Here is a 15,112-nt window from a genome sequence, read left to right on the forward strand (position 1 = left end):
CGGAGGCGCGGATCCGCGCGAGGACGGGCCGCAGGGGTTTCTGTGCGGCCCGCACACAGTCTGCGCCGCGTTCGCACACGTCGCCGGATGACGCCGGGCGAACGGCACGAGATGGGTGCGCTCAGATCTGCTGGGCCGCGATGAGATCGAGGAAGTGGGCGCGCATCCGGGCCCGGTCGGGCGCCACGCCGGTGATGAGACGGAACGCGTCCACCGCCTGCCCGACCGCCATGTGGCCGCCGTCGAGCACCTGGCACCCCCGGGCCCGGGCCGCGGAGATGAGCTCGGTCTCCACCGGCAGGTAGACCACGTCGGCCACCCACTGCCGGGCCTCCAGCAGGCCGGGGTCCACGGGAGTGCCGGGGTGGTGGTGCATGCCCACAGGGGTGGCGTTGACCAGCCCGTCGGCCGCCCGCACCAGCCCCGGCAGGGACTCGGCGGTGGCGGCCGCGACCTGCTGTCCGGGGAAGAGCTCGGCCATGGCTGCGGCCCGCTCGGCCGCCCGGGCGGGGTCCACGTCGAACAGGTGGAGGGTCTGCACGCCGGCGCTCAGCAGTGCGGAGGCCACGGCGGAGCCGGCGCCGCCGGTGCCGATCTGGACCACGCGGCCCTTGGCCGCGCCGGGGAGCGCGGCACGGAACCCCGCGGCGAAGCCGGACACGTCGGTGTTGTGGCCGACGAAACGCCCGTCGCGGATCACCACCGTGTTGACCGCCCTCAGCGCGGCCGCCTCCGGGGCGACCTCGTCGAGGTGGGCCAGCACCAGCTGCTTGCACGGGTGCGTGATGTTGAAGGCGTTGAATCCGAGGTCGCGCCCGGCCCGCAGTAGCTCCCCCACGTCCTCGCCCGGGCGGCCGATCACCTCGAGGTCCACCGGGCGGTACAGGTAGTGCAGGCCGTGGTTCCGGGCCTCGGTCTCGTGCATCGGCGGGGTGAGGCTGCGGGTGATGCCGTCGCCGATCAGGCCCACGAGATAGGACTCGGACATGGTGCTCATGGAGGACTCCTTGCGGGATGCGGGCAGGTCGCGGCCGCGCCGACCACCCGCGGAGCAGAACCGGTCCCGGTTGCGGGGAGGGCATCGCGGGCCGTTGGGACGCCCATCACAGTACACCGGGGGCCCGCCCCGCACCGCCCCGATAACCATGATGTGAAGGCTGGTGCCACAGAGTGACAGATTCTGGGTGCCGGTGGGTCCGGTGAAGAACCACGCCGAATCGGCCTTCACCGATTATTATGTCGCTTTCGATTACATTCCATGCCGGACCATCACGTGGACAGCATGTAATCATGCGTGGCACCGTGGACTGCGTTGCTGCCGTGACACACATCACTGGCGCTCGCCGCACCCACCAGTGCGTCCGCGCGGCGCCTCGTTCCCGCCCGGAGGATCCCATGACCCGCACCTCTCCCGATCCGCCGAACCGCATCACGACCAGAGACGTCGACGTCCTCGTGGCCGGCGCCGGCGCCGGTGGACTGTCCGCCGCCGTCTCCGCGGCCTACCACGGCCTCAATGTCCTCGTCGCCGAGCGCGCCGCCGTGTGCGGTGGTGCCACTGCTCGCTCCGGGGGATGGATGTGGACCCCCGGGAACCCGCTGGCCCGAGCCGACGGCGTCGACGAGCCGCGCGAGGCCTTCCGCACTTATCTCCAGCATGTCATCGACCCCGAGCACTACGACGCCGAGCGGATCGAGGCGTTCCTGGAAGCCGTCCCGCACATGGTCGGCTTCTTCCACGGAAAGACGGCCCTGCGCTTCGTCCCCGGCGCGAAGGTCAACGACATCTACGGAAAGCTCCCGGGCGCCGGCACCGGGCACCGCTCCGTGGCCCCGGAGCCCTTCCACGGGACCGAGCTCAGGCCCGAGGTGAGGCGCAAGCTAGCGCACCAGTTCTACATGACCTCCTTCGCGGGTATGGGCATCATGGCCGGCGACGACCTCGCCGCGTTCCTCACAGCCCTGCAGAAGCCCTCCAGCTTCCTGCACGCCGCCCGCCGGGTGCTCACCCACGTCGCCGACCTCGCTGTGCACCGGCGCAACATGCAGATGGTCAACGGCGTGGCCCTCACCGGCCGGCTCCTGCAGTCCGCCGACGACCTCGGGGTGCGCGTCGAGGTGCGCACCTCCGTTGAAGAACTGATCGTCGACGACTCCGGCGCGGTCACGGGCGCCTGGTTGATCGCCCCGGAGGGACGCGTGCGCGTGCACGCCCGCCGAGGCGTCGTCCTGGCCACCGGTGGCTATCCCGCGAACGTGGAGCGCCGGAAGCAGACGTTCGGGCGCACGCCGACCGGACGGGAGCACTGGACTCTGGCCCCTGACACGTCCGACGGCGCCGGAGCCCGGCTCGCCGAGCCGGCCGGCGGCTGGGTGGACAGCAACGTCACCTCCGCGGCCGCCTGGTGCCCCGTCTCGCTCGTCCACTTCCCCGGCATCCTCTCCGGCGGGCGGACCGGTGTGTTCCCCCACATTGCCGACCGTGCCAAGCCCGGCGTGATCGGCGTGCTGCGCGACGGCAGGCGCTTCGTCAACGAGGCCGACGGCTACTGGGACTACGTCGACGGGATGATGAAGGCCGTCCCCGAGGGCGAACCGGTCGAGTCCTGGCTGATCTGCGGCAAGCGTGCCCTGCGCGCCTACATGCTCGGCTTCGCCAAGCCACGCCCGCTGCCCGTCTTCCCCTACACCAAGGTGCTCAAGTACCTGGTCGAGGCGGACACGATCGAGGAGCTGGGCCACCGGTGCGGGATCGACCCGCAGCAGCTGGCCCGAACGGTCGAGGAGTTCAACGCGGACGCCGAGAAGGGCGTGGACTCCGCCTTCGGCCGCGGCGAGACCCCGTTCAACCGTTACGGCGGGGACCCCAGGATGAAGCCCAACCCCACCCTCGCCCCGCTGGGCAAGGGCCCCTTCTACGCCGTCAGGGTCCTCCCCGGCTCCTTCGGGACGTTCGCGGGCCTCGCCGTGGACCCGAAGTCGCGGGTGCTGCGCCGGGACGGCACGGTGGTAGAGGGCCTCTACGCCACGGGCAACGACCAGCTCAGCATCATGGGCGGGCGCTATCCCGCCGGCGGTGTGAACCTCGGTCCCGCCATGACCTTCGGGTACGCGGCCGGACGGGAACTCGCCGGCGTCACCGTGTACGAGGACGACGGCACGTCCGCGCCCGGCGCCGCGCCGCCGGGCGGCGCGGCGCAGGACGGCGCCCGGTGAGCCGGCCGCTCGGCCTGGCGCCCCTGTCCCTGCTCGGCGCCGAACCCGCCGCGTTCGTGCGGACCGCGGCCGCCGCGGGCTTCGACTTCGTCGGCCTGCGTGTGCGGCCCGTGACCGCCGCGGAGCCTGACCTCAGCCTGCTGCCCGGCAGCGCCCGTCTCGGCGAGGTCCGGGCCGCCCTGGCTGAGACCGGGCTGCCGGTGGTGGACATCGAGTTCCTGGTGCTGGACGGCACGGTGGGCCCCGAGACATGGCTGCCCATGCTGGAGACCGGCGGCGAGCTGGGTGCCTGCACCCTCACCGTGACCGCCGCGGACCCCGATCGCACCCGGCTGGCCGACACCCTGGCGGCGCTGACCGAGGACGGCCGGCCCTTCGGGGTGGTGCCCGCGCTCGAGCCGATCTTCTACCAGTCCGTGCGCTCCGTCCCCGAGGCTGCCGCGCTCGCCGCCGGAGCCGGGTGCCTGTGGCTGCCCGACTCCCTGCACCTGCGCCGCTTCGGCGGCACGGCCGAGGAGCTGGCCGCACACGCCGGCTCCGCGCCCATGGTCCAGCTGTGCGACGCTCCGGCCGAGCGGCCCGCGGACCAGGCGGCGCTCGTCGCGGAGTCCCGCGCGTCCCGCCTGATCCCGGGCACCGGCGGACTTCGGCTGCACGAGCTCGTCGCGGCCGTGCCCGCAATGCTTCCCCTCAGCGCCGAGGTGCCGAGCCCGCTCCGGGGGACAATGGGCGACGAGACATATGCCGGGGCCCTGCTGGCGGGGCTCACGAACTGCGAAGGGTGACATGATGAGCGTGCTGGGCGAACTGGGGGCGGCGCTGGCCGCCGGGACCGTGGAGGTTGTGGACCTGACCACCCCCCTGGACCGGGACACCCCGATCCTGCGGCTGCCGGAACCGTTCGCCAACACGGTGGGCCTGTCCATGACCCCGGTGAGCGCCTACGACGAGGCCGGGCCCGGCTGGGCGTGGAACGTCCTGACGCTGGGCGAGCACGCCGGCACGCACCTGGACGCGCCCGTCCACTGGATCACCGGCCGGGACGGGAGGTCGGTGGACCGGATCGAGCCGGCGCGGCTCGTCGGGCCGGCCGCGGTCCTGGACCTCACCGCCGAGGCGGAGGCGGACGCCGACGCCCTGCTGGAGCCCGAGCACCTCGAGCGGTGGGAGGCCGAGCACGGTCGCTTCCCCGAGAACTGCTGGGTGCTGCTGCGCACCGGCTGGTCCGCCCGCGCGGACGACCCCGAGCGCTTCCTGAACGCCGACGAGCACGGCCTGCACGCCCCGGGGCCGTCGGTGGCCGCCGCCGAGTGGCTCGCCGCCCACCCGCACGTGAGCGGTTTCGGCGTGGAGACCGTCGGCATCGACGCGGGCATCGCCGGCGGCTTCGACCCACCCTTCCCCGCCCACCACCACCTGCTGGGCCACGACAAGTACGGGCTGACCTCCCTGCGCCGCCTCGACCGGCTGCCGGTCCTCGGGGCGCAGCTCGTGGTCGCGCCCCTGCCGGTCGTGGGCGGCACGGGCAGCCCCGCCCGGGTGCTGGCCCTGGTCGGGCGCGACGGGGCGGGAGCATGACGGAGCCCGCGACCGTCCCCGGGAGCACGGCCGCGAGCGGAAGCGCGACCGTCGCCGACGTCGTCGCGCGCACCCTCGCGCGGCTGGGTGTGGCGCGCGTCTTCGGCGTGGTCGGCAGCGGCAACTTCCACCTGACCAACGCCCTGGTCGCGGAGGGCGTGCCGTTCACGGCCGCCCGGCACGAGAACGGGGCCGCGACCATGGCCGACGCGTACGGCCGCACCAGCGGGCGCGTCGCCGTGGTGACCACCCACCAGGGCTGCGGGCTGACCAACGCGACCACCGGCATCGGCGAGGCCGCGAAGTCCCGCACCCCGCTGATCGTCCTCACTGCCGACACCCAGGCCGCGGCCGTGAACTCCAACTTCCGGATGGACCAGGACGCGCTGGCCCGCTCCGTGGGTGCGGTGGCCGAGCGGGTGCACTCCCCCGCGAGCGCCGTGGCCGACGTCGTCCGGGCGTTCCGCCGCGCCCGCAACGACCGCCGCACCGTGGTGCTCAGCGTCCCGCTGGACGTCCAGGCCGCCCCGGCCCCCGTGCACCCTCAGGCCGAGCCGACCGCGCAACCCGCGCCGCGGGTGCGCCCGCAGCAGGACGACGCCGACCGTCTGGCCGGGATGCTGGCCGCCGCACGGCGACCGGTGTTCGTGGCGGGCCGCGGGGCCCGGGCCGCCCGCGCCGAGCTGACCGCCCTCGCCGAGCGGACGGGCGCGCTGCTCGCGACGTCGGCCGTGGCCAAGGGGCTCTTCACCGGGGAGGAGTTCGACCTCGGCATCTCCGGCGGCTTCTCCTCCCCGCTGACCGCTCGGCTGATCGGGGAGGCTGACCTCGTCGTGGGGTGGGGCTGCGCGCTGAACATGTGGACCATGCGGCACGGCCGCCTGATCGGCCCGGAGGCCTCGGTCGTGCAGGTCGACCTCGAGGAGTCGGCGCTGGGCGCGCACCGTCCCGTGGACCTGGGAGTGGTGGGCGACTGCGTCCTGACCGCCCGGGACGTGCTCGCCGCGCTGGAGGAGAGGACGGCGCCGGTGGAGGGGTCACCCGTGGATCCCGTCAGCGGGACGGGAGACGGAGCGGCAACCTGGCGCACGCCCGAGCTGGCCGCTCGGATCGCCCGGGAGGCCCGGTGGCGGGACGTCGCGTTCGAGGACCTGTCCACGGCTGAGCGGATCGACCCGCGGGTGCTGTCCCGCGAGCTGGACGCGATGCTGCCGGCCGAGCGGATCGTGGCCGTCGACAGCGGCAACTTTATGGGCTACCCCAGCCAGTACCTCTCCGTGCCGGACGAGCGCGGGTTCTGCTTCACCCAGGCCTTCCAGTCCGTGGGCCTGGGCCTGGCCACGGCCATCGGCGCCGCGCTGGCGCAGCCGCACCGGCTGCCGGTGCTCGGCACCGGGGACGGCGGTTTCCTCATGGGGATCGCCGAGCTCGAGACCGCCGTCCGGCTGGGCCTGCCCCTGGTGTGCGTGGTCTACGACGACGCCGCGTACGGCGCGGAGGTGCACCACTTCGCCGGCGACGGGGACGTGCCGCTGGACACGGTGGTCTTCCCGGACGTCGACATCGCCGCGATCGGCCGGGGCTTCGGCGCCGACGGTGTGGTGGTGCGCTCCGTCGAGGACCTGGCCGCCGTGCGGGACCTGCTGTCCGAGCCGAGGGACCGGCCGCTGGTGATCGACGCCAAGATCGCCTCCGACGGCGGGGCGTGGTGGCTGGCCGAGGCCTTCCGAGGTCATTGACGCCGTGGGGCGCTCCACGGCCCACGCGCACAAGGAGGATCACATGGACACCCGCTGGCTCGAGGCCTTCCTGGCCGTGGCCGAGGAGCTGCACTTCGCGCGCGCGGCCGAGCGCCTGCACATGGGCCATTCCCCCCTCAGCCAGACCATCCGGAAGCTCGAGCGGGAGGTCGGCGCGGACCTGTTCGTGCGCAGCACCCGCTCCGTGGCGCTGACCTCGGCCGGGCACGCGTTCGTGCCGCACGCCCGGAAGGTCCTGGAGGACCTGCGCTCGGGGCGGGCGGCCGTCCGGAGCGGGGGCCGGCGCGTCTACGGGGACGTCACCATCGCGTTCTCGGGGGCGCTCAACCACCAGACGGTGCCGCCCCTGACCCGCGCCGTCCGGCGGCGGCACCCTGACATCGCCGTCCGCTTCGTGGACCGGGCGCTCAGCGGAGAGGCCCTCACCCGGCTGGAGCAGGGCACCGTGGACCTCGCCTTCGTGGGACTGCCTTTCTCCTCGCCGAGCCTGGACCATCTGCTCATCACGGTGGAGACGAACCACCTGATCGTTCCGTCCGAGCACCGCCTGGCGGACCGGCGGAGCGTGCACCCGGCCGAGCTCGCGGACGAGGCCTTCGTGTGCACGCCGCGCGAGCAGGGCTCCTCGATGCGCAACGCCCTCACCCACGGCGCGTACGCCGCGGGTTTCGTGCCCGTCGTCGCCCAGGAGGTCCTCGACCCCTATCTGATCCTCCCCCTGGTCGCGGCGGGCGTGGGGGTTGCCGTGGTACCGGAGTGCTTCTCCTCGATCCTGCCGGAGGGCGTCGTGGAGATCCCGCTGGAGGGCCGGTATCCTCCCCTGCGCAGCGCCATCGCCTGGAGCCGGGACAACGAGGCCGAGCCCCTGCGCGCCGTGCTCGCCCTGGCCCGGGAGGTCTTCCCCGAGCCGGCGGCGGACTGAAACCGGGCCGGGTCAGGCCTCGGGCCTGTCCTCCCCCGCCGTGTCCCGCCGCAACCGGGTGATCCGCACCCGCTCGACCCGGCTGCGGTCCACGGCCAGGACCTCGAGCCGGTAGCCGTCCACGTCGACGATGTCCGCCGGGCGCGCCACCCGCCCCAGCCGGTCCATCACGAACCCGCCGACCGTCTCGTAGTGGCCCTCGGGGATGACGGGCCCGGCCTCCACCGGGACCTCCTGGATGATCAGCCCGCCGTCCACGAGCACGGCCCCGCCCTCGCGCAGCACCGTGTCCTCGTGCTCCCGGACCCCGGCGTCGAACTCGTCGTAGATCTCGCCCACGAGCTCCTCCACGAGGTCCTCGAGGGTCACGATGCCCGCCGTCCCGCCGTACTCGTCGACCACCAGCGCGATGTGGTGCCCGTCCTTGCGCATGGCCTGCAGGGTGCGCAGCACGTGGTTGGTCTCCGGCAGGAAGGGGATGGGCCGCACCACGTCCTGCAGGGTCCGCGGCGGGGCCTCGATGACCCCGTCGCCGTCCTGGTCCGCGACCACGAGGTCGCGGATGTGCACGAAGCCCAGGACGTCGTCCACGCTCGTGCCGAGCACGGGGTAGCGGGAGTGCGGCAGGGCCAGGGCCGTGCGGTAGGCCTCCGTGACGGGCAGGGTGCCGTCCAGGAAGTGGACGTCGGGGCGCGGGCGCATGACCTCGGCGAGACGGCGCTCGCCCGCCTCGAAGACGTCCGTGAGGATCGAGCGCGAGACGGCCCCGATGCCCCGGGTGTCCACGACCATCTCCCGGATCTCCTCCGCCGAGACCTCCTCGGTGACGGCGTGCGGGTCCCCGCCCACGAGCCGGACCACGAGGTTCGTGGACACGGACAGCAGCCAGATGACGGGGCGCATGAGCTTGGCGAAGATGCTCAGCGGAGGGGCCAGGATCTTCGTGAAGCCCACGGAGCGCTGCATGGCCAGGCGCTTGGGCACGAGCTCCCCGAGGACGAGGGAGAGGTACGCGATCACCAGGGTCATGCTGATCAGCGCGGAGGTCTCCGCGGCCGCGGTGGACAGACCGGCCCGCTCGAAGACGGGGGCCACGTCCGGGGCGAGCGTCGCGGCGCCGTAGGCCGAGGAGAAGAACCCCGCCACCGTCACGCCGATCTGCACCGCCGAGAGGAAGAGGTTGGGGTCCCGGACGAGGGCGGCGGTCCGGGCGCCCTTGCGGCCCGAGCGCTCGATCCGCTTGACCTGGCTCTCCCGCAGGCTCACGATCGCCATCTCGGTGCCCGCGAAGACGCCCCCGACGGCCACGAACAGCAGGACCAGGAGGATGTTCACGATCGTGCTGTTGTCCATGGCGACCACAGTACCGGCCGCCTCCGGGACGCCTGGAGCTCATCTGCGCGTCACGCCGCGTTGACCGGTTCGTCTCCGCGCTCCGCTTCGGTGGTGGGGCACCGTCCCCCAGGCACGAGGAGCACCGTCATGACCACCCGTTCCCCCCGCACCCTGCGCGGCGCCGCCGCGGCCCTGTCCGCCGTGGCCGTGCTCGGCTCGGCGCTGCCGGCCGCCGCCGCCCCGTCCGGCACCGAGGACCCGATTGTCGTCGGGCACCGAGGCGCCGCTGGCACCGCCCCCGAGAACACGGTCCCCGCGTTCAAGGACGCCCGCGCCGCCGGCGTCGACTACCTGGAGATCGACGTCCAGCTCAGCGCCGACGGGGTGCCGTTCCTGTTCCACGACAGCACCCCCGCGCGCACCACGGACGTCGAGGAGGTCTTCCCCGGCCGCGAGGACGACCCGGTCACGTCCTTCACGTGGGACGAGCTGCAGCAGCTCGACGCCGGCTCCTCCTTCGACGCGCAGTTCGCCGGGGAGCGGATCCCCCACCTCGACGACGCCGCGCGGATCGCCACCGTCAACACCGGCGTCTACATCGAGATCAAGTCCCCGCAGAACTCCCCCGGCATCGAGCAGGTCGTGGCCGACGCCCTGGCCGAGGACCGGGACTGGGCGAGGCTGCTCGCGGCGGACAAGGTCACCGTCATCGGCTTCGACGAGGCGTCCAACCGGACCTTCGCCGGGCTGGCCCCCGACGTGCCCCTGCAGCAGCTCACCGGCAGCGTCCCGGACGCCGCCACGATCCAGCGGTGGGCCGGGGTCGTGGACTCCGTGGGCACGAACTACCGCACCCTCGACGCTGGCGACGTCGCGCGCGTCGACGCCGCCGGCCTGGCCCTGGGCGTCTACACCGTCAACTCCCCGGAAGCGGTCCAGCACGTGGTGGACCTCGGCGTCGACATGATCACCGGCGACTTCCCCGTCCAGACGGCGCGCCACCTGGACGGGCGCGATCCCTTCCCCGCGAACAACGGGATCCGGGTCGAGGACTCCGTCAACGACGTCCCCGGCGACGACCTCCAGCCCGGGACCGGCGAGCACGTGGTGCTCACCAACACGGGCCGGAGCGCCGTGGACGTCAGCGGGTACGTGCTGCGCGACGCCGCGAACAACGTCCTCACCGTGGGCGAGGGCTACGAGCTGGCCCCGGGCGGGCGGCTGCGCGTGCACACCGGACCGGGCACCGGCACGGAGGACGCCCACTACAACGGCGGCACCTCCGCCGTGCTCAACAACGGCGGCGAGTCCGTCGCCCTGTGGACGGACAACGGCCGGCTGCTGGACGTCTTCGCCAACTGATCCGGGACGCCCCCGCGACGGGCGGGCCCCGCCGGCGACCACCGGCGGGGCCCGCCCGGGCTCACCAGAGGTGGCGGCACTGCCCGTTCTGGCAGGAGAACTCGGGGGCGCGCCCGTCGGGCAGCATCATCGACGGGGACGCCAGCTCGACGTCGCGCGCCAGGTCCCAGTCGTCGGGCATGATCTGCACGTAGACCAGCTCGAACCCGGTGGCGCCGCAGCGCGGGCACGGGGCGGTGGTGCCGCGCAGACCGTCGGACGGGGTGGTGCTCATGGCGGGCCTCCCGGGAGGACGGCCCCGGGCGCTCCGGAGCCGGTGGGCCCAGTGTAGTGGGCGCAACCGGCCCCGGAGGCGGCCGCGGGCCGGCTCAGGCCCTCGTGCCCGCCTCCCGCTTGGCGCGCTGGATCTCCTCGTAGACGTGCCCGCGCAGTTCGGTGAACCGCGGCAGGCCGCGGGTGGTGAGCTGGTCGCGGTCGTCGGGCAGGTCGATCGGGAGGTCCTCCTGGACCACGGTGGGCGAGCTCGAGAGGATGATGACGCGCTCGCCGAGGTAGACGGACTCGTCGATGTCGTGGGTCACGAACAGCACGGTCACGCCCATCCGGTGCCACACGTCCCGGATGAGGTCCTCGAGGTCGGCGCGGGTCTGGGCGTCCACCGCGGCGAAGGGCTCGTCCATCAGCAGGATCTTCGGCTGGTAGGCGACCGCCCGGGCGATGGCGACGCGCTGCTGCATGCCGCCGGAGAGCTGCCACGGGTACTTCTTGTCCGCGCCGCGCAGATCCACGGCGGCGATCGCCTCCTCCACGAGCCGGTTCCGCTCGTCCCGGGCCAGCCTGGCGTTCTTCAGCGGCAGCTCCACGTTCTCGCGGACCGTCATCCAGGGGAACAGGCTGCGCCCGTACTCCTGGAAGACCACGGCCATGTCCTTGGGCGGACCGGTCACCTTCTCGCCGCCCAGCAGCACCTCGCCGGAGGTCGGCGCCATGAGCCCCGAGATGCACTTGAGCAGCGTGGTCTTGCCGGAGCCGGAGGGCCCCACGAGGCACGCCAGCTCGCCGCGGCCGAGGTCGAACGTGAGGTTGCGGACCGCCTCCACGTCGCCGTGGTCGCTCTGGTAGATCTTCTGCAGCCCACGCACGGACAGCAGCACGTCCTTCCCGCCGGTGCGTCCCGCGCCGGTGTCCGAGACCCCGGTGGCGGTTGCGTCCGTGCCGGTCCGGGGTTCGGTCGCGCCGCCGTCCACTGCCGAGCTTCCTGATTCAGCCTGCATTCTCCACCTCTTTCAGGCCCCGGTACCAGGCGAGGACCTTGCGTTCAACACGTTGGAAGACGAACGCCAGCACCACCCCGATGAGACCCAGGACGGCGATGCCGCTCCACATCTCGGGGATGGCGAACGATCGCTGGAACTGCACGATGGTGAAGCCGAGCCCCGAGGACGAGGCGAACATCTCCGAGATCACCATCAGGATCAGTCCGATCGACAGGGCCTGCCGGATGCCGGCCATCATCTGGGGGCTGGCTGCGGGGATCACCAGGTGGACGATCCGCGACCACCCGTGGATCCCGTACGAGCGTGCCGTCTCGTTCATGACGGAGTCGACCGAGCGCACGCCCTCGATGGTGTTCAGCAGGACGGGCCACACGGACCCGAGCACGATCACCACCACCTTCATCTGGTCGTTGACGCCGATGAGCAGCATCAGCACGGGGACCAGCACCGGCGGCGGGATCGCCCGGAAGAACTCGAGCACGGGCTCCAGCAGGTTCCGCAGCCAGCGCACCGACCCGATCACGAGCCCGGCGACGACCCCGAGCAGGATGGACAGCGCCAGCCCCACCAGGAGCCGGCCGATGCTCGGCAGCACGTCGTCGAAGAACCGGTCACCGAACCAGACGTCCACGAAGGTCGTGGCGAACTCGCCGGGTTCCGGGACGTAGAAGTTGGTCTCCACCAGGGTGTAGGCCCACCACAGCAGGACCAGCAGGACGGGCAGCGCGAGCGCGTAGCCCAGGGTCTTGACGAGTTTCACACCGCCGCCTCTCCGCGGACGGACGAGTGCCAGGCCAGCGCCCGGCGCTCGAGCGCCCGCATCCCCAGGTTGATGAGCACGCCCAGCAGCCCGGCCGTGACGATGAACGCGTACATGGCCGTGACGGCGCCGCCGGACTGGGCCAGGGAGATCTCCCGGCCCAGCCCCGGCGTGCCGATCACGAGCTGGGCGGTGACCGCCAGGATCAGCGCCACGGCCGCCCCGAGCCGCAGCCCGGTGATCACGTACGGCAGGGACGTGGGCCAGGTGACGTACCGGACGCGGGCCAGCTTTCCGAGCCCGTAGCTCTTGGCCGTGTCCTGCGCCACGGTGTCCACGTCCCCCACCCCGTAGAGGACCTGGATGAGGATCTGCCAGAAGGACGCGTACACGACCAGGAGCAGGGTGGACTCGAGCTGCACCCCGAACAGCAGGACGGCCAGCGGGATGAGCGCGACCGACGGGATGGGCCGGAGGAACTCGATCGTGCTGTGGGTGGCCCGGCGCAGGAACGTGCTGCTGCCGATGACGAGCCCCAGGACGATCGCCGCGACCGCGGCGATCAGCAGCCCCAGGAACCAGGCCCGGACGGTCTGCCAGACCGCCAGCCAGAAGCCCGCCGAGCCGAGCTGCTCCCCGAGCTCCAGCAGGACCGCGCTGGCCGGGGGCAGGTACCGGGGGTCGACGATCCCCGTCAGGGGCAGCAGCTCCCAGGTGAGCAGGAACCCGAGGATCCCCAGCACCCCGAGAACCCCGGGCCCCCAGGCCCGTCCCGTGCGCTTTCGTGCCATGTCGTGCTCCCTCCCTCGAGTGCCGGGTCCGCGGACGGCTACGGCAGCAGCGCGTCGAGGTCGGGGGCCTGCTCGAGGGTCCCGTACTCCACGGCGGCGTCGCCCAGCTTCTGCAGCGCCTCGCGGTCGAACTCGGTGCGGAAGCGCGGCAGGGCCATCTCGGCGCGCAGCTCGTCGCTGATCTCCGTGTAGGTCCCGACGATCTCCCGGACCGCGTCGGGGTTCTCGTTCGCGTACTCGAGCGAGCGGTTCATGGCGTTCTGGAACTTCTCCACCAGCTCGGGGTCCTCCTCGAGCTTCTGGGCGGTCGTGAAGTAGCCGGCGATGTCGAGCTCCGGGTCGAACTCCACGAAGTTGTAGGACACCGCGCGGGCGCCCTCGTCGAGGACCTGGGTGAGGAACGGGTCGAGGATCCAGGCCGCGTCCACCTGGCCGCGGTCGAGCGCGGCCGGGGCGTCCGGGAAGCCGACCTCCACGAAGTCGATGCTCTGCGGGTCCCCGCCGGCCTCCTCGACGACGTGGCGGATCGTCGTGTCGCCGATGTTGTTGAGGTTGTTCACCGACACCGTCCTGCCCGCCAAGTCCTCGGGGCCCTGGATGTCCGAGTCGGCGGGCACCACCACGGCGCCGAAGTCCCGCTCGGTGTCGCCCGAGGTCGTGGTGCCGTTGGCGACGTACTTGAGGTCCAGCCCCTCGCCCTGGGCGACCATGACGGAGAGGGTGTTGCCGAAGGCGAAGTCGAAGTCCCCGCTAACCACGCCCGGCACGGCGGCGGCGCCGCCGCTGGTCGTCTGGATGTCGAGGTCGATCCCCTCCTCCTCGAAGAAGCCCTGCTCCTCGCCCAGCCAGATGGCGGCGGTGTCGACGATGGGGATGACGCCGACGGTGACGGCCTGCATCTCCCCCTCGGCCTCCGTGCCGCCTCCGCCGTCGCCGCCGCCGCACGCGGCCAGCGCCAGTACGGATCCTGCTGCTCCCAAGCTGATGAGCGGTCGCCGCATCGTGCCTCCCCTGTGTCGTCCGGTGCCCGTTGTGATAGGGATCACTCTAGTGACGTAGCATTCACAAACCAGTGCATGTTGTCGATGGACCGATGCATGACGTCTATGAGTCGTTGACCGAGGAGGGATGCCGTGGAACTGGACCTGAACCTGATGCGCGTGTTCTGCACGGTCTACGAGCAGGGCAGCGTCACGGGGGCCGCCGCTGAGCTGCACCTCACCCAGCCCACGGTGAGCCACGCCCTGAAGAACCTGCGCCGGCAGTGCAACGACCAGCTGTTCGTCCGGGAGGGCCGGGGCCTGAGCCCCACGCCGTTCGCGAGGAGCATCTTCCCGCAGGTCAAGGCGGGGATCGCCCAGGTGACCGCGGCAGTCTCCTCCGGCGGGCTGTTCGACCCGGAGACCGCCCGCGAGCGCTTCACCCTGGCGCTGACCGACCTCGGAGAGCTGGCGTTCCTGCCGTCCGTCATGGTGGCGCTGCGGGAGCAGGCGCCCGGTGTGGAGCTGACCGTGCTGCCCCTGGACGTGGAGCGCGTCCCGGAGGACCTGCTGCGCAACCGGGTGGACGCCGCGATCTGCGCCCCGTACATCGGCGGACCCGGCATCGTCCGCACCGTCGTCGGCACCGACGAGTACGTGGTGATCGCGGCCCGCGGCCACCCGCGGGTCCGGGAGCGGCTCACGCTCGAGCAGTTCGCGGAGGAGCCGCGGATCCGGCTCGCCCCGTCGATGGGTCACGACCTCGCCGAGGTCGCGGCGGAGCGGGCGGGCGCCCCGGGCAGCACGGCCCTGCGGCTGTCCCACTTCACGGGCCTGGTCTCCGTGGTGGAGCGCACCGACTGCCTCGCGGTGCTGCCGCGGTTCCTCGCCGAGACGCTCCAGGAGGCGGCCGGGATCCGGGTCTTCCCGCACCCGGTCGAGATGCCGGTCCTGCAGCTGGCCGCCTACACCCGCGAGACCGCCCACCAGCGCCCCGCGCAGCAGTGGTTCGCGCGGCTGGTCGTGGACACGCTGCGGGAGTCCGTCTCGCCGGACCCGTCGGCGCCGCTGCGGCCCGGGCCCTGGCATCGTCGCCGTCTATGAGGGGATAGAAAACATCGACTGGCCGTG

14 protein-coding genes are annotated in these 15,112 nt (G+C 72.6%); 7 read left to right on the forward strand and 7 right to left on the reverse strand.

What is annotated here, in order from left to right:
• Positions 1–121: 121 nt before the first annotated feature.
• Complete coding sequence (locus tag RF647_RS01655; protein WP_368810215.1) at positions 122–997, reverse strand: shikimate dehydrogenase; 876 nt, start codon at positions 995–997, stop codon at positions 122–124.
• 398 nt (positions 998–1,395) lie between these two features.
• Here RF647_RS01655 and RF647_RS01660 point away from each other — a divergent pair, with 398 nt between their 5' ends.
• The 5 genes from RF647_RS01660 to RF647_RS01680 are packed head-to-tail and all read left to right on the forward strand — an operon-like array spanning position 1,396 to position 7,476.
• A complete protein-coding gene (locus tag RF647_RS01660) occupies positions 1,396–3,216 on the forward strand; it encodes an FAD-dependent oxidoreductase (protein WP_368810216.1) in 1,821 nt (606 codons plus the stop codon).
• Positions 3,213–4,001, forward strand: a complete 789-nt coding sequence (locus RF647_RS01665; RefSeq protein ID WP_368810217.1) for a sugar phosphate isomerase/epimerase family protein — start codon at positions 3,213–3,215, stop codon at positions 3,999–4,001. The genes RF647_RS01660 and RF647_RS01665 overlap by 4 nt, the downstream gene beginning before the upstream one ends.
• 4 nt (positions 4,002–4,005) lie before the next feature.
• A complete protein-coding gene (locus RF647_RS01670) occupies positions 4,006–4,794 on the forward strand; it encodes a cyclase family protein (protein ID WP_368810354.1) in 789 nt (262 codons plus the stop codon).
• Complete coding sequence (locus tag RF647_RS01675) at positions 4,791–6,533, forward strand: thiamine pyrophosphate-binding protein (protein ID WP_368810218.1); 1,743 nt, start codon at positions 4,791–4,793, stop codon at positions 6,531–6,533. The genes RF647_RS01670 and RF647_RS01675 overlap by 4 nt, the downstream gene beginning before the upstream one ends.
• A 43-nt stretch (positions 6,534–6,576) precedes the next feature.
• The gene (locus tag RF647_RS01680) at positions 6,577–7,476 is read left to right on the forward strand and encodes a LysR family transcriptional regulator (RefSeq protein WP_368810219.1); all 900 of its coding nucleotides are present in this window, start codon (positions 6,577–6,579) and stop codon (positions 7,474–7,476) included.
• A gap of 12 nt (positions 7,477–7,488) precedes the next feature.
• Here the strand turns inward: RF647_RS01680 and RF647_RS01685 are convergent, their stop codons facing one another.
• Positions 7,489–8,829: a hemolysin family protein gene (locus RF647_RS01685; protein ID WP_368810220.1), complete on the reverse strand. Its 1,341-nt coding sequence runs from the start codon at positions 8,827–8,829 to the stop codon at positions 7,489–7,491.
• A 129-nt stretch (positions 8,830–8,958) separates the two neighbouring features.
• On the opposite strand from RF647_RS01685, the gene RF647_RS01690 reads away from it, so the two are divergent.
• Complete coding sequence (locus RF647_RS01690) at positions 8,959–10,173, forward strand: glycerophosphodiester phosphodiesterase family protein (RefSeq protein WP_368810221.1); 1,215 nt, start codon at positions 8,959–8,961, stop codon at positions 10,171–10,173.
• A 61-nt stretch (positions 10,174–10,234) separates the two neighbouring features.
• Here RF647_RS01690 and RF647_RS01695 read toward each other — a convergent pair whose 3' ends face one another.
• The 5 genes from RF647_RS01695 to RF647_RS01715 all read right to left on the reverse strand — a co-directional run bounded on the left by RF647_RS01695 (position 10,235) and on the right by RF647_RS01715 (position 14,002).
• Positions 10,235–10,447, reverse strand: a complete 213-nt coding sequence (locus RF647_RS01695; RefSeq protein ID WP_017833937.1) for a hypothetical protein — start codon at positions 10,445–10,447, stop codon at positions 10,235–10,237.
• 94 nt (positions 10,448–10,541) lie between these two features.
• The gene (locus RF647_RS01700) at positions 10,542–11,447 is read right to left on the reverse strand and encodes an ABC transporter ATP-binding protein (RefSeq protein ID WP_368810222.1); all 906 of its coding nucleotides are present in this window, start codon (positions 11,445–11,447) and stop codon (positions 10,542–10,544) included.
• Positions 11,437–12,210 (reverse strand): ABC transporter permease, encoded by a 774-nt coding sequence (locus RF647_RS01705; RefSeq protein WP_368810223.1) that lies wholly within the window; start codon positions 12,208–12,210, stop codon positions 11,437–11,439. The genes RF647_RS01700 and RF647_RS01705 overlap by 11 nt, the downstream gene beginning before the upstream one ends.
• Positions 12,207–13,001: an ABC transporter permease gene (locus tag RF647_RS01710; protein ID WP_368810224.1), complete on the reverse strand. Its 795-nt coding sequence runs from the start codon at positions 12,999–13,001 to the stop codon at positions 12,207–12,209. Before RF647_RS01710 ends, RF647_RS01705 begins: the two co-directional genes overlap by 4 nt.
• A gap of 38 nt (positions 13,002–13,039) precedes the next feature.
• Positions 13,040–14,002, reverse strand: a complete 963-nt coding sequence (locus RF647_RS01715) for an ABC transporter substrate-binding protein (RefSeq protein WP_368810225.1) — start codon at positions 14,000–14,002, stop codon at positions 13,040–13,042.
• Between the two features lie 132 nt (positions 14,003–14,134).
• Here RF647_RS01715 and RF647_RS01720 point away from each other — a divergent pair, with 132 nt between their 5' ends.
• Complete coding sequence (locus tag RF647_RS01720; RefSeq protein ID WP_017833932.1) at positions 14,135–15,085, forward strand: LysR family transcriptional regulator; 951 nt, start codon at positions 14,135–14,137, stop codon at positions 15,083–15,085.
• Positions 15,086–15,112: the final 27 nt, after the last annotated feature.

The sequence above is a fragment of the Kocuria sp. CPCC 205263 genome (assembly GCF_040981075.1).
GTDB lineage: Bacteria > Actinomycetota > Actinomycetes > Actinomycetales > Micrococcaceae > Kocuria > Kocuria rosea.

Bases quoted from the DNA above. Each gene is read 5' to 3' on its own strand.
- RF647_RS01680 (WP_368810219.1), top strand. From the start codon at position 6,577: ATGGACACCCGCTGGCTCGAGGCCTTCCTGGCCGTGGCCGAGGAGCTG.
- RF647_RS01670 (WP_368810354.1), top strand. From the start codon at position 4,006: ATGAGCGTGCTGGGCGAACTGGGGGCGGCGCTGGCCGCCGGGACCGTG.
- RF647_RS01675 (WP_368810218.1), top strand. From the start codon at position 4,791: ATGACGGAGCCCGCGACCGTCCCCGGGAGCACGGCCGCGAGCGGAAGC.
- RF647_RS01690 (WP_368810221.1), top strand. From the start codon at position 8,959: ATGACCACCCGTTCCCCCCGCACCCTGCGCGGCGCCGCCGCGGCCCTG.
- RF647_RS01695 (WP_017833937.1), bottom strand. From the start codon at position 10,447: ATGAGCACCACCCCGTCCGACGGTCTGCGCGGCACCACCGCCCCGTGC.
- RF647_RS01655 (WP_368810215.1), bottom strand. From the start codon at position 997: ATGAGCACCATGTCCGAGTCCTATCTCGTGGGCCTGATCGGCGACGGC.
- RF647_RS01700 (WP_368810222.1), bottom strand. From the start codon at position 11,447: ATGCAGGCTGAATCAGGAAGCTCGGCAGTGGACGGCGGCGCGACCGAA.
- RF647_RS01715 (WP_368810225.1), bottom strand. From the start codon at position 14,002: ATGCGGCGACCGCTCATCAGCTTGGGAGCAGCAGGATCCGTACTGGCG.
- RF647_RS01685 (WP_368810220.1), bottom strand. From the start codon at position 8,829: ATGGACAACAGCACGATCGTGAACATCCTCCTGGTCCTGCTGTTCGTG.
- RF647_RS01660 (WP_368810216.1), top strand. From the start codon at position 1,396: ATGACCCGCACCTCTCCCGATCCGCCGAACCGCATCACGACCAGAGAC.
- RF647_RS01710 (WP_368810224.1), bottom strand. From the start codon at position 13,001: ATGGCACGAAAGCGCACGGGACGGGCCTGGGGGCCCGGGGTTCTCGGG.